The sequence below is a fragment of the Corallococcus sp. EGB genome, from assembly GCF_019968905.1.
Lineage (GTDB): Bacteria > Myxococcota > Myxococcia > Myxococcales > Myxococcaceae > Corallococcus.
This window is the reverse complement of the sequence record NZ_CP079946.1, coordinates 8,081,460-8,105,623: the sequence shown is the minus strand read 5'-3', so window position 1 is coordinate 8,105,623 and position 24,164 is coordinate 8,081,460. Positions and strand designations below refer to the sequence as shown.

Annotated in this window: 22 protein-coding genes; 9 read left to right on the top strand and 13 right to left on the bottom strand. The window is 70.2% G+C overall.

Features of this window, described 5'->3' with window-relative positions; all coding sequences use genetic code 11:
• Positions 1 to 14: 14 nt before the first annotated feature.
• The 4 genes from KYK13_RS32900 to KYK13_RS32885 form a co-directional block, all read right to left on the bottom strand.
• Positions 15 to 251: a hypothetical protein gene (locus KYK13_RS32900; protein ID WP_223637896.1), complete on the bottom strand. Its 237-nt coding sequence runs from the start codon at positions 249 to 251 to the stop codon at positions 15 to 17.
• A gap of 188 nt (positions 252 to 439) precedes the next feature.
• Entirely contained in the window at positions 440 to 1,078 is a 639-nt protein-coding gene (locus tag KYK13_RS32895; RefSeq protein WP_223637894.1) for a hypothetical protein, read from the bottom strand.
• Between the two features lie 160 nt (positions 1,079 to 1,238).
• Positions 1,239 to 2,654 (bottom strand): hypothetical protein, encoded by a 1,416-nt coding sequence (locus tag KYK13_RS32890; RefSeq protein ID WP_223637892.1) that lies wholly within the window; start codon positions 2,652 to 2,654, stop codon positions 1,239 to 1,241.
• Between the two features lie 53 nt (positions 2,655 to 2,707).
• Positions 2,708 to 2,980 carry a DUF2277 domain-containing protein gene (locus KYK13_RS32885; RefSeq protein ID WP_223637890.1) on the bottom strand — a complete coding sequence of 91 codons (273 nt, stop codon included), beginning with the start codon at positions 2,978 to 2,980 and terminating at the stop codon, positions 2,708 to 2,710.
• A 135-nt stretch (positions 2,981 to 3,115) separates the two neighbouring features.
• Here KYK13_RS32885 and KYK13_RS32880 point away from each other — a divergent pair, with 135 nt between their 5' ends.
• The 3 genes from KYK13_RS32880 to KYK13_RS32870 all read left to right on the top strand — a co-directional run bounded on the left by KYK13_RS32880 (position 3,116) and on the right by KYK13_RS32870 (position 5,295).
• On the top strand, positions 3,116 to 3,520 hold the full coding sequence (locus KYK13_RS32880; RefSeq protein ID WP_223637888.1) for a hypothetical protein: 405 nt from the start codon (positions 3,116 to 3,118) through the stop codon (positions 3,518 to 3,520).
• Between the two features lie 98 nt (positions 3,521 to 3,618).
• Complete coding sequence (locus KYK13_RS32875) at positions 3,619 to 4,038, top strand: hypothetical protein (protein ID WP_223637886.1); 420 nt, start codon at positions 3,619 to 3,621, stop codon at positions 4,036 to 4,038.
• 189 nt (positions 4,039 to 4,227) lie between these two features.
• On the top strand, positions 4,228 to 5,295 hold the full coding sequence (locus KYK13_RS32870; protein WP_223637884.1) for a ferrichrome ABC transporter substrate-binding protein: 1,068 nt from the start codon (positions 4,228 to 4,230) through the stop codon (positions 5,293 to 5,295).
• Here the strand turns inward: KYK13_RS32870 and KYK13_RS32865 are convergent.
• Complete coding sequence (locus tag KYK13_RS32865; protein ID WP_223637882.1) at positions 5,289 to 6,608, bottom strand: hypothetical protein; 1,320 nt, start codon at positions 6,606 to 6,608, stop codon at positions 5,289 to 5,291. The genes KYK13_RS32870 and KYK13_RS32865 overlap by 7 nt on opposite strands.
• A gap of 78 nt (positions 6,609 to 6,686) precedes the next feature.
• Entirely contained in the window at positions 6,687 to 7,316 is a 630-nt protein-coding gene (locus KYK13_RS32860; protein WP_223637879.1) for a histidine phosphatase family protein, read from the bottom strand.
• A gap of 393 nt (positions 7,317 to 7,709) precedes the next feature.
• On the opposite strand from KYK13_RS32860, the gene KYK13_RS32855 reads away from it, so the two are divergent.
• From KYK13_RS32855 to KYK13_RS32845, 3 genes are all read left to right on the top strand, one after another.
• Positions 7,710 to 9,590, top strand: coding sequence for a nucleoside-diphosphate sugar epimerase/dehydratase (locus KYK13_RS32855; protein ID WP_223646875.1), 1,881 nt, complete (start codon positions 7,710 to 7,712; stop codon positions 9,588 to 9,590).
• Between the two features lie 755 nt (positions 9,591 to 10,345).
• On the top strand, positions 10,346 to 11,674 hold the full coding sequence (locus KYK13_RS32850; protein WP_223637876.1) for a hypothetical protein: 1,329 nt from the start codon (positions 10,346 to 10,348) through the stop codon (positions 11,672 to 11,674).
• A gap of 123 nt (positions 11,675 to 11,797) precedes the next feature.
• Positions 11,798 to 12,949 carry an aminotransferase class I/II-fold pyridoxal phosphate-dependent enzyme gene (locus KYK13_RS32845; RefSeq protein WP_223637873.1) on the top strand — a complete coding sequence of 384 codons (1,152 nt, stop codon included), beginning with the start codon at positions 11,798 to 11,800 and terminating at the stop codon, positions 12,947 to 12,949.
• Here KYK13_RS32845 and KYK13_RS32840 read toward each other — a convergent pair.
• The 6 genes from KYK13_RS32840 to KYK13_RS32815 all read right to left on the bottom strand — a co-directional run bounded on the left by KYK13_RS32840 (position 12,870) and on the right by KYK13_RS32815 (position 20,861).
• Positions 12,870 to 13,616 carry a sugar transferase gene (locus tag KYK13_RS32840; RefSeq protein ID WP_304504072.1) on the bottom strand — a complete coding sequence of 249 codons (747 nt, stop codon included), beginning with the start codon at positions 13,614 to 13,616 and terminating at the stop codon, positions 12,870 to 12,872. The two genes, KYK13_RS32845 and KYK13_RS32840, sit on opposite strands and share 80 nt — an antisense overlap.
• A 68-nt stretch (positions 13,617 to 13,684) precedes the next feature.
• Entirely contained in the window at positions 13,685 to 15,004 is a 1,320-nt protein-coding gene (locus tag KYK13_RS32835; protein ID WP_223637870.1) for a lipopolysaccharide biosynthesis protein, read from the bottom strand.
• Positions 15,001 to 16,224 (bottom strand): glycosyltransferase family 4 protein, encoded by a 1,224-nt coding sequence (locus tag KYK13_RS32830; protein ID WP_223637868.1) that lies wholly within the window; start codon positions 16,222 to 16,224, stop codon positions 15,001 to 15,003. Before KYK13_RS32830 ends, KYK13_RS32835 begins: the two co-directional genes overlap by 4 nt.
• A gap of 1 nt (position 16,225) precedes the next feature.
• Positions 16,226 to 17,509 (bottom strand): O-antigen ligase, encoded by a 1,284-nt coding sequence (locus KYK13_RS32825; protein WP_223646873.1) that lies wholly within the window; start codon positions 17,507 to 17,509, stop codon positions 16,226 to 16,228.
• Between the two features lie 32 nt (positions 17,510 to 17,541).
• The gene (locus tag KYK13_RS32820; protein ID WP_223637866.1) at positions 17,542 to 19,719 is read right to left on the bottom strand and encodes a polysaccharide biosynthesis tyrosine autokinase; all 2,178 of its coding nucleotides are present in this window, start codon (positions 19,717 to 19,719) and stop codon (positions 17,542 to 17,544) included.
• Between the two features lie 17 nt (positions 19,720 to 19,736).
• The gene (locus KYK13_RS32815) at positions 19,737 to 20,861 is read right to left on the bottom strand and encodes a polysaccharide biosynthesis/export family protein (protein ID WP_304504071.1); all 1,125 of its coding nucleotides are present in this window, start codon (positions 20,859 to 20,861) and stop codon (positions 19,737 to 19,739) included.
• Positions 20,862 to 21,218: 357 nt separating this feature from the next.
• Here KYK13_RS32815 and KYK13_RS32810 point away from each other — a divergent pair, with 357 nt between their 5' ends.
• Both KYK13_RS32810 and KYK13_RS32805 read left to right on the top strand, forming a co-directional pair.
• Positions 21,219 to 22,067, top strand: coding sequence for a GNAT family N-acetyltransferase (locus tag KYK13_RS32810; RefSeq protein WP_223637862.1), 849 nt, complete (start codon positions 21,219 to 21,221; stop codon positions 22,065 to 22,067).
• A 30-nt stretch (positions 22,068 to 22,097) separates the two neighbouring features.
• Positions 22,098 to 22,964 (top strand): hypothetical protein, encoded by an 867-nt coding sequence (locus KYK13_RS32805; protein WP_223637860.1) that lies wholly within the window; start codon positions 22,098 to 22,100, stop codon positions 22,962 to 22,964.
• Here the strand turns inward: KYK13_RS32805 and KYK13_RS32800 are convergent.
• On the bottom strand, positions 22,940 to 23,152 hold the full coding sequence (locus KYK13_RS32800) for a hypothetical protein (RefSeq protein ID WP_223637858.1): 213 nt from the start codon (positions 23,150 to 23,152) through the stop codon (positions 22,940 to 22,942). The genes KYK13_RS32805 and KYK13_RS32800 overlap by 25 nt on opposite strands.
• Positions 23,153 to 23,295: 143 nt before the next feature.
• Here KYK13_RS32800 and KYK13_RS32795 point away from each other — a divergent pair, with 143 nt between their 5' ends.
• Complete coding sequence (locus KYK13_RS32795) at positions 23,296 to 24,141, top strand: helix-turn-helix transcriptional regulator (protein WP_223637855.1); 846 nt, start codon at positions 23,296 to 23,298, stop codon at positions 24,139 to 24,141.
• Positions 24,142 to 24,164: the final 23 nt, after the last annotated feature.

Here is a 24,164-nt window from a genome sequence, read left to right as displayed (position 1 = left end):
TGGCCGGCGGCCTCTTATCGCTGTTGAGCGACAATGAGGCCGCGCCGCGCATCGACGGCGTAGAGCCCCCCGGCCTCCGTGGCGGTGTCGTTCGGGTCGCAGAGTTCAGTGCGTGCGTAGATGCCCACCAGGAAGATGCCGTCCGGTAGCCGCTCCACCGTCACCTGATAGATGTCGCGCCGGAAGAGGCACGACTCGACCGGCGTTGCGTCCTTGGGGGGCTTGCGGTCCAGGGGGAGAAAATCATCCATCGCGAGCTGGACGGCAGTAGCGACGTCGCCACTGAGGAGTGTTGTCCGGCCTTCCTGGAAGGGAGGGGATGGGAAGACGAATCTCTGGGCCTCTTCGGGAGGCGCATGGGGTGGGCGCGCCGTGCGCTGAAAAAGGGAGCATCCGCTCAACGCAGCAAGCGACAGAACGAGCAGGGACGCGCGTGTCATCAGGAGCCCTCCGGTTCGGGCAGAATGATGCCGTTTACCTTGTCCATGACGCGCCCGATGAGCACCCAGCGACGCCCCTGGCGCACGTAGACCTCTCCGGGACGTTCCTGCCCGATGTGCGGAATGTACATCTGCACGGTGCATGTCGCGGCCATCTGCACACGGAATGAGTACCGCTGACGAGATTGCCAGCGGTCTTGAATGGACAGCGGCGAGTAGCGCCACGGGTGGGTGTGGTAGTCCGCGAGGATTGCCGTCCGCCCCCGCTCATCCACTACTTCTTGGGGCACGCGGCAGTTCTTGAAGTCCTTGTTCTCCGCGCTGAGGCGCGGCGTCTCCAGCGCAGCAGGCCAGGATGCATGGTAGCGGCCCTCATAGGAGTAGATGACCCCGCAGTACTCCTGACCATCGTCGCCTCGCGGTGGCGCAGCGGCGGGCAACTCCATGAGCGGAACGCACAGTTGGTCGATGATGGCGTCCGCTTCGACGGAAGCTGCGATGACAGGCCACGGCCCACGGACCCACGGAATCTCGCGTCCATCGCGGACCTCAATTCCGAAGGACGTCCCGTTGCCATCCCGGAGATACGAGTAGCCGCCGCACGCCGCGAGCATCGCGTGCGCTACCAGCCAGCGCAACGGCGCCACTCCTCCCCTGGGGCCTCGTGAGACGTGGGGATCGGGATCGCTGACGTCATGCAAGAGGTGGCGGGAGGCTGGCGTGGAACAACATGCCAGCTTTGGAAATCTTTGAGAAGAAGGCGGAGAGCCTCGGGCGCTTGTAACGTCCCCGTGGACGCTAGCGGTCACAGGTGAAGACGAGGGGCGCGAGCGCGCCCTTCACCTTGTAGGAGAAGGAGTGGCCGTTCTCCGCGGCCGAGGCGAATTCGAGGTCGGGCTGGTCCTTCAGCCACTTCATCGTCGCGGGCAGGTCGTCGCAGGGGTCGTTGAACTTCGCGTCGAAGCGCTTCTCGAAGGCGTCCAGCTTCGCGCGAGCCTCGATGACCTCCCGGCGCCGTGCCTCCAACTGCGCCTGGGAGACGATCTCCCGCGTCTGTGGCTCCGTGAGCCGGGTGCTCCCGTCGGCGTAGCGCACCTCCACCGCCAGCCTCACGGTGCGCGCCGCCGTCGTGTCCAGCGCGACCTGGACCTTCGTGCTTGAGTCGTGGGTGCTCTTCGCGATGGGGACCGGAGACAGGTGCCGCGTCACCTTGCCGTCGGCATCCAACTCCACGATGGCCACTTCGGCGGGACGAGGAATGAGCGTCTGCGTGGCCACATCCACCTCGAGTGGAGTCTTGTCTCCCTCCATGAACTCCCACGGCTGCCCCAGGAACATCAGCCACCGGGTCACCGGGGCGGGCACGTCGCAGCGCACGGCCAGCTTCACGGTGGCGTCCTGCTCCACCGGCGGCTTGCCCTTGCAGGTGAGCCTGACGTGCAGGGAGTGTTCGAGGGGCTTGGTGGCGCCGTCACATTGCTCGAGGACCTGCGGGACCGTCCAGAGCGCCGGGGCCAGCTCGAAGGGCGCCCCGGGGTGGCGGGCATCCTCGGGCCGAAGCGTGAGGTTCAGGTCCTTCGCGGTGCTGCTCAGCTCCAGCTTCTCCATGCCAGAGCGGCAGTCGGTCTTCAGCGCAATGCTTGGATGGAGCTTGAGAGGCGTGGCGCCGCCACCCTCCACCCCTGCGAGCTTCCCCTTCATCACGTAGGCGGTGGTTTCCTGCTCGAACTTGAGCGGAGGCCCCTCCTGCTGCTCTCTGGCGGCCTGCATGAGCCGCACTTGATAGTGACTTAACTGCATTGGGGTCAGGCGTTGCTGCTGGGCCAGCGTGAGCGGGATGACCGGGAACGGGTTGTCGGGGACGGGCTCCCGGCTCTTGAGGATGGCCTGCTCGGCGCCCTTCGCCGTCTCCACCAGGAGCCCGAGGACTTCGGCGGGCTGGGGCGTCAGGGCGTCCTGCAGGTCTGTCGCGCCGAGCTGGGCCAGGGGCACCACCTGGGTGAAGGCCCTGTAGGGCAGGAAGATGCTCGTCACCTTCATGCCCTTCTTCAGGCCCGCCTCGGCGGCGACGCTCTTGGGGGCCACCTGGGTGACGGTGACCGTCTTGCCATCCGAGCGGGCGGAGTAGCCGGCGGACTTCATCGTGACGGTGAACGGCGCCGCCGCGAACATCCAGGCACCGGCGAACACGGACAGCAGCGAGGCGAGGAACATCCGGAAGGCTCCCGGGACGGAGGGGCCCCCATCCTAGGCGAACGCGGTGCCCTTCAGCGTGGGGCGAAGCGCTTCGCGGACCGCAGCTTCGCCTTCATGGCCTCCATGTCGCGGTTGCGCGGCGGGGCGGTGGTCACCAGCGAGTCCACCAGCCGGCGCGCGACCTCGGTGATGTCCTCGACGGCGCGGTTGAACACCTCTTCGTTCGCCTTGGAGGGGGCGCTGGTGCCGCTCAGCTTCCGCACGAACTGCAGGGCCGCCGCGCGGACCTCCGCGTCGGATGCGGGCGGCGCGAAGTTGAACAGCGTCTTGATGCTCCGGCACATGGGCGGTCCCTCTTCGTGAAGTGCCGCCAGCGTACTCCATGCCCACGCCCCTGCCTTGGCCTTGAACCCTATCTAAACACGTCTTGCTTGGATAGGCTGTGGAGCCGGTCGTCTCTGCAAGAAAGGATGAAGCCCATGAAGCTTGTATCCGGTGTGTTCGCGGCGCTGGTCATCGCGACGCTGGCGGCTTGTGGTGGAACGGAGCCCGGTGAGGTGTCGGAGGCGCTGGGACAGGCCACCAGCGCCCTGTCGTCCTGTTCGACGGATTGTGCGTCGGGGACCACGTTGTCGTGCACGGGAGGCTCGTGCTCCTCCGTCGACGGCCAGTATGTGCAGTGCGACGGCGCCTATCAGTACTGCCCCTCGAACCCGCCGCCCCTCACCTGCACTCGCGCCAACACGTGCACGTTCATCGAGGGCACCTCCTGTCCCTCCACCGGCGTCTATCGCGAGTGCTGCCTGAGCGGACTGCCCACGGGCAGCTGCTACTGCAAGTTCGACAACACCTGGATCTGCACCCTGCCCCCCGACGGGCCGTGAGCATGGCTTACGGGTCCATGGCCGCGAGAATGTGACTTGGCCCATCCGGGCCGAAGTGGTTCTCTCCGGACTCCCCCTTCTCCTGGAAAGGTTCTCCCATGCGGAAGCGCTTCGCCGTCCCCGTGTCCCTCTTCTCGTTCGCGATGCTCGCCTGTGGCGGCGCCGTGGCCCCCGAGCAGCAGCCCCCCGCCCCCACGCAGCAGGAGCAGGGCCTGAACGCCGTGGGCCAGGGCTGTTCGGCGGATACCCAGTGCGCCACGGGCCTGTGCTGGACGGAGGCGGACTCGTACCCGCTCTACAACCCGCGGTGGATCAGCGCGGACCAGTGCACCGAGGAGTGCGGTGGCCCGGCCGACACCTACTGCCAGCAGCTGGCCGCGGAGTTCAACGCGCCCAATCCCAGCCAGGCGCGCTGCATCCCCGCGCGTGGCGTGTATGACGACTACCCGTACGACGACATCTTCTACGTCTGCGACCTGATCCCCGCCGGCCTGGGCAAGGTCCACTGGGTGCAGTGATGCCGTGACCCACGCCGTCCGGACGCGGCTTGCTTCCGGACGGCGCGGGAGTTGCTCCTGCCGCCGCTGGAGACCAGGACACCGGCGGCGCCGTAGCGGGCGAGGAGGAGGGGCAGGGGAGCGTGGAGGTCCCACACCCACGCTCCGCGCCCCTTCTCTCGCACGGCCGGACGGAGCAAGCTGACCTTCGTGTCCCGCCGCTCACAGCTCCTTCTCCTGCTCGGGGTGTCCGGGCTCCTGCACGTGGCACTGCTCGTCGCGCTGTCCCGGAGCCCGTCCGACCGCGTCCGGCACCGGGAGCCGCCCCAGGCCATCGAGATGGAGATTGTCACCCGGGACGCACGCCCCGCGCCTCCTGCGTCCAAGGAGGAACCGCCCGCACCGCGCCCGCCCGTGCATCGGCCGGAGCCGCATGACCGCGCCACGAGCGCTCGGAAGAAGGATGAGGCGCCAGCGCCCGTGGCGGCGCGCGAGCAGGAGAAGGACGAGGCTCCCGGGCCTGTCGCGGATGCCCCCAAGGTTCAGGACGCTCCTGTCGCTTCAGCGCCTTCGCTCAAGCTCGACCCTCCGGGGCTGCTCGGCGGTGGGCTCCTGAAGGGTCCTCCGTCGACGGGGCGGACGATCCGCAACGTCCCGGGCTCGGAGCCCGACCCCAAGGAGCTCCTGGCCCGTCAGGGGGAGGAGGCACGTCAGCGCGTGGATGGCTGGGCCAGGGACGCGACCGCGTCCGCGCGGGCCACGGGCGCGACGCCTCCCTACTTCGCGAAGCTGCGCCAGGGCTTCGCCAACCGGCTGGTGAACCCGCCCTCTCCCAACACCGACGTGCTCGTGAGGCGACTGAAGCGCGAACAGCTGGAGGCCATCGAGCGGTTCGGCAAGACGGGCACGCCCTTCGCTCCCCAGGCGCGCGACGTCCGCCGGGAAACGTCCGACCGGATGCGCGCGGCCGTGGAGGCCGGACGTGCGGCGGACGTCTACATGATGGACGTCACGGCCCCCGTGCTCGCGCTCGTCGCCATCGTGGAGGTGCGGCAGGCGCGCGACGGCAGCCTCATCGACCTCCAGGTGCTGGAGGGCTCCGGAGACCCGAAGTTCGACGACTGGGCGGTGGCCCACCTGCGGGATGCGCTCGCGAGCGCGGAGGCTCCCCCGGACGGAGGCATGGGCATCCGAGAGGACGGCATGCGGACCCGCTGGCGGTTGGAGGAGTACCTCGGCAACCCCCGCGTGCGGGTCCACCTCATCTCCATCTACTGACCCACGGCGCCGATGCGCTGCCCCGTCGCGGCGTCCAGCACGTCGAGCCTGCCCCATTGCGGCACGTACACCCGGCCCTCCCGGACCCAGAGGGCCGTCAGCTCGGAGAAGGGACCGGACCCGGGCAGGGCCACGTCCCAGGCGACAGCGCCGGTGCGCAGGTCGCGCCGGATGAGCCGCGGGCCGCCCTTCTCCAGTTCATAGACGACGTAGACGGCGTCCTGGGTGATTTCCCCCACCTCGGGCGCCCTGTCGCGCAGCTCGAGCGCGTCCCGCTCCGCCACGACGCCGTGCCACAGCGGCTTGCGGTTGCCCGGCGCGTACAGCGCCACCAGGGGCACCTGCGTTCCCGGCCACCGCGTGCCCAGCGACAGGGTGTAGCCGTTGGAGCGGTAGAGGTACTTCGTGGAGAAGCCGCGGATGTCGGAGGGCGGATAGCTGGAGCGCTCGCAGGTGGTGGGGTGCTCCGGCGGCCGGCTCATGTTGCACGTCTGGGGACTCAAGGGCGGCGTGGCGCAGCCTTTGGGCGCGCGGGGCGCGGGCTTCGTGGTGGCCGTGCGCGTGTCGAAGATCAGGTGTTGGTGGTCCACCACCTCCACCCAGACGGACGTCGTGTCCCCCGGAGGAATGCACAGCCGGCGCGGCGAGTCCGACAGCGGCGCGCGCCCCAGCCGCTTGCCGGTCTCCAGCTCCAGCAGGTCCACCGCGCGCTGCTCGCTCATCACCAGCCGGCCATTCTGGGCAATGACCTTCGTGACCCTGGAGGCGTCCGGCCCTTCCGACGGCAGCGACTCCCAGAGCTTCTGGAACGTCCGGCCGTCGAACGCCGCGATGACGTGGCTGAAGCTGGGGCCTCCTTCGTGGCGGCTCACATGGCCGATGAGGTCCTCCGTCCCATCCCCGTTGACGTCCACGAACGTGGGCGCGCGGTCCGCCCACTGGAGGCGCTCCGGCGCGGGCGCGGGCTCGGGCGGATGCGGGATGACGGGCGGCGGAACGGGGCGGGTGACGACAGGGGGCGGAGGAGGCTGGGGCCGCGGGGGGCGCTCCGCGGGGGCGCCGGTGAGGAAGGCGACCGCCGCGCCCGACATGCCCAGCACGACGAGCGCCGCGACCCCCACCACGATCATCGTGGCCTGCAGCCCCGCCGGGGAGGCCGGCACCGGGCGCGGGAGGGGATGCCCTGGAGTCGAGCCCTCCATGTCGAACTCGCCGCCGCAGTAGCCGCAGACGCCGTGCGTCTGCCCGGCCTGGACGGGGAGGGGCGCGTTGCAGTGCGGACAGCGGAAAGCTCTGGGGACGGGCCGGGCCATGACCCCGGGTGTAGCACTCCGCGCACCTGCGGTCGCTGAAACACGGGCCAGGTGATGGCCCCGGCGCCGGGGCCGGGTTCAGGTGTCGTCCAGGCTGAGCGCGCGCAGGTGGCTGACGTCCCCCCAGGTCACCATCCGCAGGGCCCCCTCGTGGAGGTCGAACTGGTTCCAACCCGCGTTGAGGACGGAGAAGGTGCGCGGCGCGGTGGCGGGGATGCCCAGGCAGTGGCGCAAGAGGGCGCTGAGGACGCCGCCATGGGTGACCACCACGACGCGGGCCTTGGGGTGGCGCGCGCCCAGCTCCTCCAGACAGTGCAGCGCCAGCCGCAGGCGCTGCGACGCGCTCTCGCCCTCAGGCACCACGTAGTCGGCGTGGCCCTGGGTGTACGCGGCGAAGACGTCCGGGTGGCGCTCGCCGGCCTCCGCGCGCGTCAGCCCCTCGAGCACGCCCAGCCCCCGCTCCCGCAGGCGCGCGTCCCGCTGGAGGTCATGGCCCGTCCTCGCCGCGATGCGGGAGGCCGTCTGCACCGCGCGGTCCAGGTCGCTGCTGTAGAGGGCGTGGAAGGGGTGGGTGGCGAGCCGCGCCGCGAGCGCGTCCGCCTGCCGGAGCCCCTCGCGGCTCAGCGTGCTGTTCAGGTGCCCCTGGAGGCGCCCCGAGGCGTTCCACTCCGTCTCCCCATGCCGGAGCAGGATGAATTCGGTCGTCATGGCCCCAGCGTGGCGGGCATGCCCCGGGGGAGCAAGGCTCGCGAAAGTGTCAGCCCGGTGCCTGGAGCGCGCGACGATGCATGTGTTTTCACCCCTGGGGGCAGGACGCCTGCTCGATGGCAGGCAAGCGCCTGGGAGGAGGGTCTGACGGCACTTACGGACGGCTGTGGCGCCACCGGGCGTGCGTCCACCTTCTTCCGCAATTCCGAGCTTGGGCGTGTCTTCCTGTTTGCGCGACCAGGAGGATGGACGCCTTCCCGTGGACGCCGGGCCGGAAGGGGGGAGACATCAATGAAAGACAGTCAGAATCTGGATGCGACGAGCCTGGATGTGGGGGAGCGACAGGCTCCGGAGCATGCCCCTCGAAGGGCGCCTCGTCTCGGCCTGCCGCGGATGCTTGGCGTGGACTCGGTCCTCATCGCCGGTTCGCTGCTCGTCGCCACGATGCTGCACTACGGGGACGGGCTGCCCATCTCCTGCAAGGACATCCTGCCGCGGGCCGTGGCGATGCTGGTCGCCGTGCGCCTGGTGACGCTCGTCGGGATGGGGCTGCACCGCTGGTCCTTCCATCGCTCCGGCATCCATGAGGCGGTCCGGTTGGAGCTGGCTGCTCTCGCGGGCACCATCGTGTTCGAATTCGTGCGCTCCATCTTCTTCATGGACACGCTGCCCGCGCAGGTGGTCGCGCTGGAGTTCTTCATCACCACCACGCTCCTGGGCTTTCACCGCTTCGCCCCGCGCATGGCGCGGCAATGGTACCTGGACCGGCGGCGCGCGCGGGCGCGGGGTACCCAGCGCACGCTCATCGTGGGGGCGGGCAGCGCGGGGGACCTGCTCCTGCGCGACCTCCTGCGCGACCGCGAGAGCCCGTGGCACGTCATCGGACTGGTGGATGACGACCCCGGCAAGCAGGGCACCTTCCTCAACGGCAAGCCGGTGCTCGGCGTGCTGGACGCGCTGCCGGAGCTGATGAAGAAGCACCGGGTGACGCAGGTGCTCATCGCCATCCCGCGGCTGTCCCCGGACCGCACCCGCCACCTGTTGAGCCTGTGCCGGCACCAGAGCGTCAGCTTCAAGATCATCCCGGCCTCGTTCGCCTTCCTGGACGAGAAGATCACCGCCGCCATGCTGCACGACCTGGCCCCGGAGCACCTGCTGCCGCGGGACGCCATCTCGTTCGACCACGAGGAGGTGCACCGGCTGGTGTCGGGCCGCCGCATCCTCGTCACCGGCGGCGCGGGCTCCATCGGCAGTGAAATCGTCCGGCAGGTCGCGGGGCATTCTCCCGCGTCGCTGGTGGTGGTGGACATCAACGAGAACGAGCTCTACCTGCTGGTGCGCCAGTTGCAGTCGCGGCACCCGCACGTGCCGGTGCACTCGGTGGTGGCGGACATCCGCGACCTGGACCGGATGATGCGCATTGGCCAGGAGTTCTCCCCGCAGTACGTCTTCCACGCGGCCGCGCACAAGCACGTGCCGCTGATGGAGGAATCGCCGGAGGAGGCCATCAAGAACAACGTCTTCGGCACGCAGAACGTGGCGCGCATGGCGGACGCCTGCGGAGCGGAGCGCTTCATCCTCATCTCCACCGACAAGGCGGTGAGGCCCTCGTCGGTGATGGGGGCCTCCAAGCGGCTGGCGGAGATGGTCATCCGGGACATCGCCAAGACGTCGCGCACCTCGTTCTGCGCCGTGCGCTTCGGCAACGTGCTGGGGTCCGCGGGCAGCGTGGTGCCCCTCTTCAAGCAGCAGATCCAAGCGGGGGGCCCCGTCACCGTCACCCACCCGGATTGCACCCGCTACTTCATGATCATCCCGGAGGCGGTGGGCCTGGTGGTGCTGGCCGGCCTGGGCGGCTACGGCGAGCTGTGCATCCTGGACATGGGGGCGCCGGTCCGCATCGCGGAGCTGGCCGCCAACATGATCACCATGACGGGCCTGGTGCCGGACAAGGACATCCCCATCATCTACACGGGGCTGCGTCCGGGGGAGAAGCTGGAGGAGACCCTCCTGTCCGAGGAGGAGGCGCTCACGCAGCAGGTGCGCAACCGCATCAAGGTGGCGAAAAGCCCCGCGCCGCCCGCGGACTTCCAGCTCCAGCTGCGGCGCCTGGACCGCGCGGCCAAGGCCGGTGACGCCCTCGACGTGAAGCGCGCCCTCCAGGACCTCATCCCCACGTATACCCCTTCGAGGATGCCTGGGACGGTGGCCAAGGTGCTGTCCGTCTTCCCCCCCGCGAAGGCATCCACCGGCGAGCAGAACGTCAGCGCTTGACCCCACGCGGCCCCGGCCGTCTACGAGAAGCCCCGGTCTCCCGCGCCCTCTCCGGCGGGAGGCCGGGGCTTTTCGTCGTGACCGGCGCGGCGTACACGGCCGCGTCGCAGCCCCCATGGAGCGGAAGCCCCAGCTGGAGGCCCAGGAAATCATCTCTCCCAAGACGTTCTGCGCGGGCGTGCGCGACAATGCGAACAGCGCCTCGAAACGAAGAGGCCGACAGGCTCCGTGCCCCGCCAATCCACGGCATGTGCGGGCACGTGGCTCAAGCCGTCGGTCGCTCCGCCTGGAAACCCATACGGAGAGAGGGTGTCCCGGCAGGGCGTCTCGTCAATCACTCGCACGGCGAGTGAGGAGCACGCCGTCCCGGATGTATCGCTTTGGACAGCCAGCGGATGGGTCACCTGCTCCATACGCAGACGATGCTCGGAGCGGAGGGGTTCACCGGACAGCGCCGGGGTGCCCGCGGCGGGTATCCGCATGGCGTTCGCCTGTCTTTTCCTTGTCATTCATCCCCCCCAGTCCTGACGCCGCCCAAGCGACTCAGGTGGACAGCCCCAGGGTGTCTTGCGCCAGCTTCACACAACCGGTCGGAGTAATAAGTTTCGTCTAACCACAAAGGAATTCCGGAAGCCGCAAATGATTGTTGCAGCCCGTGAACGCACTCCGGCGTTCCCGCAAAAGGGTAGCCCCCGGGTAGTCGTCCGGTGCTGCCCTACAGGAGCCCCCTGATGTTGGAATCCCGTAGCCGCGACATGTCTGGTCGCGCCTTGTCATCCCTGTTGTCGCTTGCCCTGCTGGTGGGTGGTGCTTGTGGGCTCAACCCTGAGCAGGGCAAGTCCGGCACAACCCATCCCCGCAGGGACAGCGCCGCTGGCAACACCGGTGTCCCTGCCCCTGGCGCGGCCACGCTCGCTCGCCCCTCCCCTGAAGAGGCCGTCGCCGTTCCCGGGAAGCCCGGGGCTGAAGTGGACTCCTGTGTCGCCGCGGAAGCGCGTGCCACCTCCACCGAGGCGAAGCGGCGGGGCACCACGGCCCGGGCCGCTACCGGCCTGCGCACCGTCGTGGACTGGGAGACGCTCTTCCTGAGCCGCTGGAACGCGGAGCACACCTCCAGCTTCCTCCCCATGAGCAACTCGCTGGACAGCTGGCAGTTCTACGACCTGTCCTACGGCATCGACGGCAACACCGCGATGTATCGCGCCACCGGCAAGACGCAATACATGGACCGGGCGCTGCTGTATGTGAACAACATGGTCAACCACGCGAGGGTCTCTTCTTCGCTGCCCAGGAGCCAGTTCAAGGACAGCTACCTGGGCTGGGCGTCGGCGCGCTCGGACACGCTGGGCCAGGAAGTCCCCCTGTTCGAGAGCTACTGCTGGCGCTACGTGACGCGCATGCTGCGCACCATCCGTGAGACGCCCGCGCTCTACAACGACAATGCGTACAGGGCGGAGTACAACAAGCTGCTGGCGTTCACCGAAAAGAACATGTTCGAGAAGTGGTACACGCGCAGCCCCAACAGTTACATCTATCGCGTGAATACACACATGGCGTCGCACTGGGCCTACATCGCCATGGACCTGTCGATCATGACGACGGACGCGACGAAGAGGGTGCAGTACCTGACCGTCTTCAACAACATCAACCATGGCATGCCCAACAACGACAACGGGTCGCTGCGCGGCCAGCTGATTCCCAGCCCCGTGGACCCCAGGGCGTACTTCTGGGCCGCCGAGTGGGGCTCCACGTCCCGCCCGGGGCAGGACGTGGCGCACGGCAACGGCGTGCTGTCCTACATCGTGGAGGCCCACGACGCGGGCATGGAGTGGACGGACGAGGACATGCGCAAGTTCGTCGCCACGCTGAACAACGTCATCTGGCCGTCCGCCACCCGGTTCGCCAACTACGTGGATGGCACGGGCAGCGGCACAGGCTGGTTCAATGACGGCCTGATGAAGCTGGGCCGCTACGACGCCGCCGTCCAGCAGCGCCTGGAGTCGCACCCCGTGGGCAACAACACACAGTTCTACGGCAACGGCGCGCTCAACGCGATGCTGCTGTCCCAGGGGTCGGCGCTGTAGCCCGAGTTCCACAATGCGGACAAACACCCCCTCCTTCCGCCCGAGCGCGCGGGGGGAGGGACTGTGCGAACGCTTCAGGCACCGCCCGGGGCCGCATGCCCGGTCCTGCCTGGAGCCCTTGGCATGTCCTCCCGCATCTACCTGTCGTCTCCCCACATGGGGGCGTTCGAGCGCGGCTACGTCGACGACGCGTTCCTCAGCAATTGGATCGCGCCCCTGGGCCCCCACGTCGACGCCTTCCAGGAGGAGTTCGCGCGGTGCGTGGGCAGCCCGCACGCGCTGGCGCTGAGCTCGGGCACGGCCGCGCTCCACCTGGCGCTCCAGCTGGTGGGCGTGGGCCCCGGCGACGACGTGCTGGTGAGCACGCTCACCTTCTCCGCGTCGGTGAATCCCATCCGCTACCTGGGCGCCTCACCCGTCTTCATCGACAGCGAGCGCACGTCCTGGAACATGGACCCCGCGCTCCTGGAGGAGGAGCTGACGACGCGGGCCCGCCAGGGCCGGCTGCCTCGCGCCGTGGTGGTGGTGCACCTGTACGGCCAGAGCGCGGACCTGGACCCCATCATGGCCGCCTGCGACCGCTACGGCGTGCCCGTGGTGGAGGACGCGGCGGAGGCCCTGGGCAGCACGTACAAGGGGAAGGCCCCCGGCACGGTGGGCCGCGTGGGCATCTACTCCTTCAACGGCAACAAGATCATCACCACGTCCGGGGGCGGGATGCTGGTGTCCGCGGACGGCGAGCTGGTGCAGCACGCCCTCAAGCTGGCCACGCAGGCGCGCGACACGGCGCCGCACTACCAGCACTCGGAGATTGGCTACAACTACCGGATGAGCAACGTGCTGGCCGCCATCGGGCGGGGGCAGCTGCACGTGCTGGAGGAGCGGGTGTCCGCGCGCCGCGCGAACCACGCCTTCTACGCGGAGGCCTTCCGGGACCTGCCGGGCATCGCGTTCATGCCGGAGGCGCCATGGGGCCGGCACACGCGCTGGCTCACCACCGTCACCATCGACCCGGAGGTGTTCGGCGCGGACCGGGAGGTGGTGCGCACCGCGCTGGAGCGGGAGAACATCGAGGCGCGGCCGGTGTGGAAGCCCATGCACCTGCAGCCCGTCTTCGCGAGCTTCGAGCGGCGGCGGGGCGCCGTGGCGGAGGACCTGTTCCGTCACGGCCTGTGCCTGCCGTCCGGCTCCAACCTCACGCCCCGCGAGCTCGAGCGGGTGGTGGAGGTGGTCCGAGCCGTTCCACGGAAGCAGGGGCTGCGGACTGCGGGCTGACCGGGGCGGCCTCCGGCTGCCGGAGCGCCGCGCGGTGGGGCTCCGACGGCGCGCTCCCCATGAACTTGTGCAGGGTGGCCTCGCTCGCGAAGGAGACGCCCTGGCGCTGCAGCACGCGCACCACGGTCAGGGCCAGCACCTTCAAGTCCAGCGCCAGGCTCCAGTGCTCCACGTACCAGACATCCAGCCGGAAGCGCTCCTCCCAGCTGAGCGCGTTGCGGCCGTTGACCTGCGCCCAGCCGGTGATGCCGGGCATCACGTCGTGGCGCCGCGCCTGCTCCGGACTGTAGCGCGGCAGGTACTCCACCAGCAGCGGGCGGGGCCCGACGAGGCTCATGTCGCCCTTCAGCACGTTCAACAACTGGGGCAGCTCATCCAGGCTGGTGGAGCGCAAGAGCCGCCCGGCCCAGGTGAGGCGCTGCTCGTCCGGCAGCACCTGGCCGTCCGCGTCCGTCGCGTCCAGCATGGTGCGGAACTTGAAGAGGGTGAACAGCTGTCCGTTCCTGCCAGGGCGCTGCTGCCGGAAGAGGACGGGGCCGCCCATCGTCAGCCAGACGAAGAGCGCCGTGACGGCCATCACCGGGCAAACACATATCAGCCCGAGCGCCGCCGCCAGCACGTCGATGCAACGCTTGAGGAACAGCCCGGTTCCTGCCTGTCTTTGCATGGGGACGTCGCTCCTTGAAGCCAGGAAGCCTAGAAATGCCTTCTTCCCGCCACCACGACCCCCGGGACTCAGCCTGTTGTTGGCTCCCGTGCATCCACCCGGGCGGGGGGGATGGCGTGGAGCACGGGTGCCGGGGCCGTCAGCCGCCGCCAGACGCGCCAGGTCAGCCAGGCGCTGCACGCGAGTTCCGACAGCCAGCCCAGCCCCAGGGCCCAGGCGGCCCCCACCGGCCCCACGCGCGGCACCCACACCGCGCTGCCCAGCGCCACGACGACCACGGAGACGGCGAGCTGCACCACCTGGCCCTTGAGCTCGCGCGCCGAGGTGAGCCCCACCGCGAGGCTCAAGCAGACGTACTCCAATGCCGCGGCGGCCATCAGCCAGACGAACAGCTCCAGGTTCCGGGCGTAGGCGGCGCCGTAGAAGAGCGTCAGCGCCCACCGGCCCAGGAGCGCCGAACCCGCGATGGCGCACAGGCCCACCCCCGCCGCCGCGGCCACGAAGCCCGCCAGCACCCGGCCGTAGCGGCGAGCCTCCCCCGCCGCGTGGTAGCGCCCCAGCCTCGGGCTCACCGCCTGCCCCAGCGAGTGCACCACCCGGCCGCCCAGCGCGGCGAAGTACGCGAGCGCGGCGTACATGCCCAATTCCGCCTGGCCCGCGTGCGCCTCCAGCAGGTAGCGGGGGATGTTGGGCCTGAGCGCGCCCAGCAGCGCGGTGACGCCCAGCACCCAGCACAGGAGGAAGAGGGCCTTGAGGCGGACGCCCTCCTGGCGCCAGGGCGTGCGCCACAGGGTGCTCCAGGGGCGCACGGCGGGGAACTCTCGCCGGAGCGCCCGCGCGTCGAAGACGAAGAGGACGATGGCCCACGCGAACGCCAGGGCCGCCGCGCCGGCGGTGGGGCTGTGCGTGAGCCGCAGCGCCAGCGGCACCAGCACCACCGACAGCACGCTCTTGGCGATGGTGGACCGGGCGATGAGCTCCAGCCGCTCCACCTTCTGGAGCGCGCCGTAGAAGACCTCGCTCAGCGCCTCGAAGCCCTTGGCCAGCGCCACCAGCGAGATGACCCAGCCCTCGTGCAGCGTGTCCGCCTTCAGCGAGGCGATGGCGCAGCACAGCGCCACGCCCGCGATGACGTTGAGCACCATCAGGCCCAGGTAGTGCTGGAAGCCGAAGGCGCTCCTGGCGTCCGTGGCCTGGAGCGTGCGCAGCTGCATGCGCGCCATCAGCAGCACCGGGGCGGTGATGGCCAGGGCGAGCGCGAACTCGCCCACCTCCTCCATGGTGGCCAGCCGCGCGAAGGCCACCAGGACGCCCCACTGCGCGAGGGCGTAGATGAGCCCGGCGGAGAGCGACCAGATGAAGTTGCCCCCCACCGAGCGCTCCGTCATGACCGGCCCATCGCCGCGCGCTGCAGCACCTCCGACAGGCGCTTCGCCGCGATGTCCGCGGAGTAGCGCTCCCGGCCCAGCTTCCCGGCCAGCGCGCCGGCCTCCGCCAGCCAGCGCGGGTCACGCAGCCGCCTGGCCAGCATGGCCGCCGCGGCGACGACGTCCTTGGGCGGCAGCCGGAGACCGAAGGGCTCCCGGTCCAGCATCTCCGCCTGCCAGCCGCCGTAGTTGAGCGCCAGCGGCCGGCCCGCGGCGAGCGCGTCGAAGAACTTGTTGGCGGAGTTGTCCTGCATGCCCGGCACGTCCGTGAACAGCGACGTGGCGATGGTGGCCGCGCTCAGCACCGCGGGCACCTGCGCCTTGGGCACGCTGGGCAGGAAGAAGAGGTTCTCCCCCTTCACGCCCAGCCGGTCCGCCAGCGCGTGGAGCACGGCCTCCTCGCGGCCCTGGCCCATGATGACGAAGCGGACCTCGGGGTCCAGCTTCTTCATCTCCGCGGCCACCCGCACCAGGTAGCCCACGCCATTCACCAGCCCCAGCGAGCCCGCGTACAGCACCATGGGCCGGTCCCCCAGCCACTCGTACTTCTGACGGAACTCCTGGCCCGCGGACGCCGGCACCTGGAAGCGCTCCGGGTCGCAGAGGTTGGGGATGACGGTGATCTTCTCCGCCGGCACGCCCGCCGCCTCCACGCCCGCCTTCATGCCCGGCGACAGCGCGACGATGTGCTCCGCGCCCGCGTAGGCGGCCTTCTCCAGCAGCTGCGCGGCCATGATGGCGGAGCGGCTCTTGAGCGCGCCCACCGCGATGGGGATGGCGGGCCACAGGTCGCGCACCTCGAAGACCATGGGGCGCTTGTTCCACCTGGACGCGGCGATGCCCGGCACCGCGATGGTGAGCGGCGTGCTGGTGGCGAAGAAGACGTCCGCGGGCAGCTGCGCGGCGCGGCGCGTGGAGTTGACCGCGAAGTGGCTGAAGGCCCGGATGCGGTCCGGGTAGCTCATGGCGTTGTTGTAGGGCACCGGCAGCCAGTGCACCTGGATGCCGCTCTCGTTCGTCTCGCGCCAGCCCTTGCTGGAGTCTGCGTCCGTGCGCGTGTCGGAGGTCACCATGTGGACCTCATGGCCCATGGAGACCAGGCGCCGCGCGAGCTCATAGGAGCGTGTGCCGCCGTGCATGGTGGGGGTGTTGAAGTACTGGTGCAGGTAGACGATGCGCATTTCAGACGGCTCCTGTGAGTGACGGTTGGGACAAGGTGTGGGGAAGGGGAGGGCCGGACTGCGCGGGCTTGCGTCCGGGGACCGCGGTCACCGAGGCCATCACCATCAGGAGGAAGAGGGCGCGGCCGTCGTAGAGGTCGCCGCTGGACTGGGCGCCCAGGAGCACCAGCACCGCCGCGCCCACGGTGGCGCCGTCCAGTCCCTGGCGCCTGAGGAGCGCCGAGCGCACGAAGGTGACGACGACGCCCGCGAGCAGCAGCAGGCCCACGACGCCGCCCTCGCAGAACACTTCCAGGAACATGTTGTGCGGGTACACGCCCAGGCCCAGCGCCGGGAACGCCGCGAGCCCCGCTCCGCTCAGCGGGTGGTCCTTCCCCAATTGGATGGCGGCGGCGTAGAGCACGTCGCGCCCGGACAGGTACACCTTGCCTTCGTTGCTTCCCGCGCCGCCCGCGCCCGCCTCGTAGTTGAGGGTGAGGCGCAGGAAGCGCTCGTCCACGGAGTGGCTGAGCGCGTCTCCCAGCGGGGTGAGCGTGGCCACCACGGTGATGGCCACCGTCGCCAGCAGCGTGAGCAGCAGCAGCCGGCGCAGCGGGATGCGCGCCACCACGAGGAAGGTGGTGATGCCCGCGAGGATGGCGGCGGAGCCCCCGCGCGAGCCCGTGAGCAGCGCCAGCATGACGCCGGTGGCGGCCACCGGGATCCACAGCCACGCCTGTCCCTTCCAGTACCAGAAGTAGAGCGCGCCCATCGCCATCAGCCCCATGAGCCGCGCGAAGATGTTGGGCCCGCCGCCCATCACCGCGAGCCGCGCGCCCCCGCCGCCGGCCAGCAGCTGCGCGATGCCGGTGAGCGCCAGCAGCCCCGTGGCCATGACGACGGCGCCCCAGAACCCATCCAGCACCCGGGGCGCGGGCTGGCGGAGCGCGGCCAGCCCGAAGCCCACGCACATCACCCCCACCAGCGTGAGGTCGTAGACCTTGGTCAGGGAGAAGTCCGCGTCGGGCGACCAGGAGGCGCTGGCGCACATGTAGCCCAGGAAGCCCAGCAGGGCCGCGATGAGCGGCGGGTCGAAGCGCGCCTCGCCGGGACGCGCGTCGCGCAGGGCGCGGTGCAGGAGCCCCGCGGTGGCGAGCAGCGTCCCTCCCAGGACGAGCCACAGCCGCAGCTCCAGGAGCAGATTCGGCTCCACCTCTGCGTTGGGCGCGGCGGCCAGCCGGTGGAAACCCCACCGGCCCGCGAGCACGTAGAGCGCAGAGATGAGGCCCAGCCCTGTGCATCGCATCCGGCTCACGGCGCGGTCCTCCCGGTGGGCCTTCAGCCCGCGGACGGGTACTCGTATTGGTAGATACCGCTCACCGCGCGGCCCGAACGCGAGCGCGACACGCCATTGAGGACCACGCCCTGGACGGGCCCGCCGCTCTGCTCCAGCTGGTGCAGCGCGGTGGCCACCTCACGCAGGGACTGGGTCTGCGCGCGCACCACGGCCACGCGCACGCCCGCGTGCCGGCCCACGAGCGCCGCGTCCGTCACCGCGAGGATGCAGGGCGTGTCGAAGAGGACGACGTCGTATTCCGCCGCCGCGCGGGCCACGAACGTGTCGAACGCCGCGCCGGCCAGCAGCTCCGTGGGGTCCGGGGGAAGCTCGCCCGCGCCCAGGAACGACAGGCCGGGCGCGGCCTCCTCCAGCAGGGCCTGCTCCAGGGCCGCGGTGCCGCGCAGCACCTCCTGAAGGCCGGGGATGCGCGCCTCGCGGAAGCAGCGGTGCAGCCAGCCTCCGCGCAGGTTCGCGTCCGCCAGCAGCACGCGCTGGCCCGTCTCCGCCAGCACCCACGCCAGGTTGAGGGCGAGGAAGGACGTCCCCGCGCCAGGGGCCGTGCCGGTGAGGGTGATGACGTTGCGCCCCGCGGCCTTCATCGCCAACTGGAGCCGGGTCCTCAGGCCGCGCACGCTTTCGATGGTGATGTCGCGGGGGGCGCTCCGCGCGAGGACGAGGGACGGCGCGCGAGGGTTCATCGCGCGGCGGGGGCCCACGGGCACGCTGGCGAGGACGGGCACCGCGAGCGCGGACTCCAGGGCCGCGGGGTCGGCGACGCCCGGGCGCAGCGCCTGCCGCGCGAAGGCCAGCGCGACGCCGAGCGCCAGCCCCAGCACCCCGCTGACCGCGAGCACGCCCGGCTTCGTGGGGCGCACGGGCAGCTTCGTCACCACGGGGGGATCGATGATGCGCGCGTGGGTGAGGGTGCTGGACTTGAGCACCCGGTACTCCTGGGCCTTGTTGTGCAACTGGAGGTACAGCTCGTTGGCGACCTTCACGTCGCGCGTGAGCTGGGCGGACATGCGCTCGGCGTCGGGCATGCCCTTGAGCCGGGTGTCCAGGGCGGTGCGCTCCATGCGCAGCCGCGCCAGCTTGCGCTCCGTGGCCACCAGCAGCGGGTGGTGTTCGGTGAAGCGCTGCCGCAGCTCCGAGCGCTCCAGCGCGAGCGCGGAGATGTCCTTGTCCAGGTCCACGCTCCGGTTGAGGACGGCCTGCGCCTCCATCCCCAGGTCCACGCCGCCCTTGCCGGTGCGGTAGTCGCGCAGCGCGGCCTCCGCCTGGTCCAGGCCCTGGCGCAGGCCGGGCAGCTGGCTGTCCAGGAACGACAGGGTGCGGCCCGCCTCCTCGCTGCGGCGCTCCACGTTGGTGCGCACGTACGCGTCCGCGATGGTCCGCAGCGTGGTGGTGGCCTGCACGGGGTCCGGCCCCTCCAGGGCCAGCGTGAGGACGCCCGTGCCGGGGCCCTTCTCGCTCATGCGCAGCGTGCGCTGCAGCTCCTCCACCACCGCCAGCTTCGAGCGCCGCGTCACCTGGAAGCGCGTCCCCGGCCGGGCATGCAGCTCGGTGACGAACAGCTCCACCTCGTGCGACGCGCCTTCCTCCGTGCGGGCGCCGGTGCCCGCGACGCCGTGGATGATGGCGCGGGCGTCCGGGTCCCAGAGCGTGTACGCGCCGTCCTCCCCCGCCACGAGCGTCAGCGGCACGTCCTCCCACGCCGGGGGCACGCTCAGCCGCTCCACCTGGAGCTGCTCGCCGCCCCAGGCGTAGCCCGCCAGGCCCCACCAGGGCACCGCCGCCAGCTCCGGCCCTTCGTGCGCGCGGGCGTACGCCGCGCCCACGAAGGGGAAATAGCGCGGCTCCACGCTCACGCCCAGGTTCAGGGAGTCCGCCACGCGCCCCAGCAGGGCGCGCGAGCCCAGGACCTCCATCTCCGTGGCCGCCACGCCGGGCGCGTCGGCGAGCAGCTCGTCCAGCTGGCCCAGGCCGCTGCCCTTCTGCTCAATCTGCAGGACGGCGTTGGCCCGGTACACGGGCGGCGTGGTGAGCAGGTACAGGGCGCCCAGGCAGAGGGACAGCGCGACGGACGCCGCGATCGTGCCGCGGCGCTCTCTCAGGATGGCCAGGTATCGGCCCAATCCCAACTCATCTTCGGGTGTGGCGGGGCGCGGGGATGCCATGCGTTGGGTGGGGCTCGTCATGGTTCGTTGATGATGATGGTTCTGTCTCCGATATCCACTGCCTGCCAGAGCAGCTGAACTGTTGGCTGGATTTGTTGGATGATGCGATTCCAGCGTGTCAGGTCGTAGGCGGAGACGAAGATGACGTCGCGCGGCTGTAATTGGAATTGTGTCGCCAGGAGCAGCGCGTCCGGCGACTTCGCGTTCAGCTTGAAGATGGAGGGCCGGTCGAAGCTGCCGCGGATGACATACACGCGGGCCGGGTTGGAGGTGAGCGGGTCGAAGCCCTCGGTGTCGCCAATGGCTTCCGCCAGCGTCATCCGCCCCTTCACCATCACGCGCGAGGAGGGCTTGCGGACCTCTCCCAGCACGAAGACCTTGTTGCGGCTGCGGTCCATCACGTTGACGATGTCGCCGTCCTGGAGCAGCCAGTTCTGGCTCACGTCTCCCTGTTCGTAGAGGGCCTGCAGATCGAGCGTGAAGGTGGCGCCGCCCCGGCTGAGGGTGACGGCGCGCAGGTCCGCCTCCGCGGAGAAGCCCCGCGCCTGGCTGATGGCGTCCTGCACGCGCATGGGCACGTCGGTGATGGGCAGGGTGCCGGGGGCCACCACCTCCCCCGTCACCTGCACCTTCTGCCCGCGGAAGCCCACCACGCGCACGTCCAGCTGGGGCTTCTCGATGACGCTGGCCAGCCGCTGGGTGAGCAGCTCGCGGATCTCCCGCAGCGTCTTGCCCGCGACGGAGATGACGCCCACGTGGGGATAGAAGATGGTCCCATCCGCCGCCACGGGGTGGCCGGTGGCCTCCGCGGGGCGGAACTCGCCGGCCGGGATGGTGAGCTCCGGGTGGTCCCAGACGATGACGCTCAGCACGTCGTGCGCCGCCACCCGGTAGTCATAGTCCGCGGCCACCCGGGCCAGCGGATCCACCAGCGGCATGGGCCGCAAGTGCTTGCGGGCCTCCTGCTGCTGGTGGCGGATGAGGGCCGCGTCGATGGTAACGATTTCGTACGCGCCAGCCGTGCCCGCGTCTGCCATTCCCGAGTAGCGCTCCCGGAAGGCATCCTCGTCCATATGCATTCCCGGGCCCCAGGCGCATGCGCTCAGGCAACACACCGTGGCCAATAACAGGAAGTGTTTCATGGGGAGTCAATCATCGGGATGAGGGCTGCGATCGTAAACCCGATTAATGACAAATGTCTGGAAGGTGCTAGGGCTCGCTGGCGAGGTGACACAGGCCCCGCCCTGGAGGGCCGGGCGCGGCGGGAAACGCTGGAATCATGACATCCGCGCCGTACTCCGGGGGGCGATGACGGCCCTGGGTTCAATCCCCATACCCTTCTGTCTGTTTCCAAGAATCATCCGGCACGCGCGTTCCTGCCTGGGGGAGCATTCATGAATTCGGCGAGACCGTGGCGTGCCGTCCTCATCCCTGATGGCGGCCAGCGGGCTGTTTCGTCTGACTATTTTCGCTCCGAGCAGCACCTGCGCGCGGAAGGGGTGACTCACAGTCTCGTCGTGGAGGACGGAGAGGGGCGGGGCCTGCGGGTGCCGCTCATCGTGCGGCCCATTGAAGGGACGCACTACCGGGATGCGGTTTCTCCGTATGGCTTTCCCGGGGCGGAGCTGAGCGGGCTCTCCGGGGTGCCGGTGGACGGCATTGACTGGCGGGGCACGGAGCTGGTCAGCATCTTCCTGCGCGACCGCATTGGCGGGCCGTATTGCTTCTCCGGGGGCCACCTGCGCTCGGAGGTGTGTCTCATCGACCCGAAGCGGCCGGTGAAGTTCCGCAGCGACCACGGCGCGGACATCCGCCGCAACAGCCGGCGCGGCTATCTCAGCTCGGTGGTGCCCGCGAGGGACTCCACGCGGGAGCAGCGCGAGGCGCTCAAGTCCATCTACCGGCAGACCATGGCCCGCAACCAGGCCGGGGGGCGGTACTACTTCACCGACGACTGGTTCGCGGAGGTCTTCACCAGTCCCCTGGCGTGGCTGGTGACGACGCTCGCGCCGGACGGGACGGTGGCCTCCGCCGCGCTGGTGGTGCTGAGCGACGGGTTGTTGCACAACTTCCTTGGCGGCACGGTGGACGCGCACCTGGTGCACTCGCCGGCGAAGAACGAGTTCCCGCTGATGGTGGAGCTGGCGGCGAAGCTGGATGCCTGCGTGCACCTGGGCGGCGGCGTGCGCCCGGGGGACGGCATCGAGCGGTTCAAGCGCGGCTTCGCCAACGCGACGTCCCACTTCTACACGCACGACCTCATCTGCGACCCGGTGGCCTACGCGCAGCTGTCCCAGGGGCACGCGGGCGAGGGCTTCTTCCCGGCGTACCGGGCGCCGCGTTCCTGACGTTTCCGAGAGGTTGGTGGAGGGGTGCCCATGGTCCTGTCACTTCCCCAGCTCCGCGATGTCGCGGAGGCCCGCTTCACGTGTCTCACGGAGCGGGAGCTCGCCGAGTGCCGGCGCGAAGAGGGCGTTCGCGTCATCGCCCACCGGGGGCATTTCTGGGAGCAGTCCGGCGCGCCCGGCTTCTTCCAGCCGGTGCACCTGCTGGCGCGGCTGACGCCGGACGAGGCCACGCCGCCCACGCCGCTGGCCTGGGGCTACCGCGCGGCGCTGACGCCGGAGACGGCGAACGTCGCCACCGGCAGGGTTCCCGTGGTGCGGCTGAAGGACCTGGACACGTATGACATGGGCCGGCTCCACTCGAACCGGCGCAGCAAGCTGCGCAAGTGCCAGCGCACGGTGCGCATCGTCCAGCTCACGGGGCCGTCGCTGCTCCTGGAGCAGGGCTACCCCGTGGTCCGTGATGCCCTGACGCGCACGCAGCACAAGAAGGTCCCCACGCTGGACGAGTACCTCAAGAACCTCCGGCAGTACTTCATGTCCGACCACTGGTGCGTGCTGGCGGGGCTGGTGGACGACAAGCTGGGAGGCTACCTGGACGGGTACATCGTGGATGGCATCGCGTATGGCTTCAGCGCCTATTACGCGACGTGGGCGCTGCCCACGAACATCTCCACCGGCCTCATCTACGAGTTCGCGCAGCTCTGCCGCCGGCTGGGGGCGAAGACGCTGGTGGGCGGGCTGCATACGCGCGAAGCGGCCCAACTGGAGCAGTTCAAGGACGAGCTGGGCTTCGTCGTGGATCCGGTGCCCATCCAGTGGGGCATGAACCCGCTGGCGCGCGCGTTCATCCGCTGGCACCGCCCGCACGCGTACTACCGGCTGACGGGCCAGGCCTGAACGGGCTGCGGCGTCATCACGACCTTGATGCAGAAATCCTCCTTGTCGCGGAACTGCTTGTAGAGGGCGGGGCCGTCCGACAGCTTCGCGCGGTGGGTGTGCGGCTGGCCCGTCTTCATGGTCCGGCCCTTGTTGACGAAGGCGCCCATGGGGACCTTGTCCAGGAAGCCCACGTAGGCGCCGGGCACGGAGGCGGTGCCGCCCTTGCGGCAGCAGGGGAGGGCCTGGCGCGGCGCGTGGGGCCGGGGGGATTGCGTCAGGCCCGGCGGGGACAGGGCGGAATCAACGTCCGGGGATGCAATGGCCCCCCTGGACGATGCAAAGAAGGGGTGTGAGCCCTTCCGCGCGCGTCCTCGACCTCGGCCGTTATCTGGGTACGCCCCTCCAGCGTGTGGAGGTGGCGGGGCTCGTGCTCACGGAGAGCACTTACGCGCCGGGTGTCCGGCTCCCGTCCCACCAGGACCGGCACGCGGGCTTCCGGCTGACGCTGGAAGGAGGCTTCACGGACGTGGTGGAGGGCCGCGCGCGGGAGTGTCCGGCCCGGTCGGTCGCCTTCCAGGCGCCCGGGCTGGAGCACGCGCAGCGCATCCGGGACGTGCGCACGCGCACCTTCAACATCGACTTCTCCGAGGAGTCCTGGCGGTCGCGGAGCGCGCTCGCCTCGGGGTTGGATCCGCGGGTGGACCTGACGTCGGCGCGGCTGTCCGCGCTGGGGGCGCGCGTGTACCAGGAGTTCCGGCGCGCGGACGACGTGGCGGCGCTGGCCATCGAAGGGCTGACGCTGGAGCTGCTGGCGGAGGCGGTGCGTGCGTCGGCCCCTCCGCGGGAGTCCGGTGTCCCTCCGTGGTTGGGGCGAGCCCGGGAGCTGCTGGACGCGGTGAGAGGGCCGCCGCCCACGCTCGCGGCGCTGGCTCGGGAGGTGGGGGTGAGCCCGCTGCGCCTGGGGCGGGCCTTTCGCCAGGCCTGGCGGTGCAGTCCGGCGGAGTACCTGCGGCGGTCCCGGCTGGAGCGCGCGAGCCGGGCGCTGCGCGAGACGCAGCAGCCGCTGGGCGACATCGCGCTGGAGGCGGGTTACTGCGACCAGAGCCACCTGACGCGCGAGTTCCGCCGCCGCCTGCACGTCACCCCGGCGGAGTACCGGCGGATGGCGGGACGTGCATCCGGTTCCACGCGGTAGGTTTCGTCCAAGACGGCGCCAGG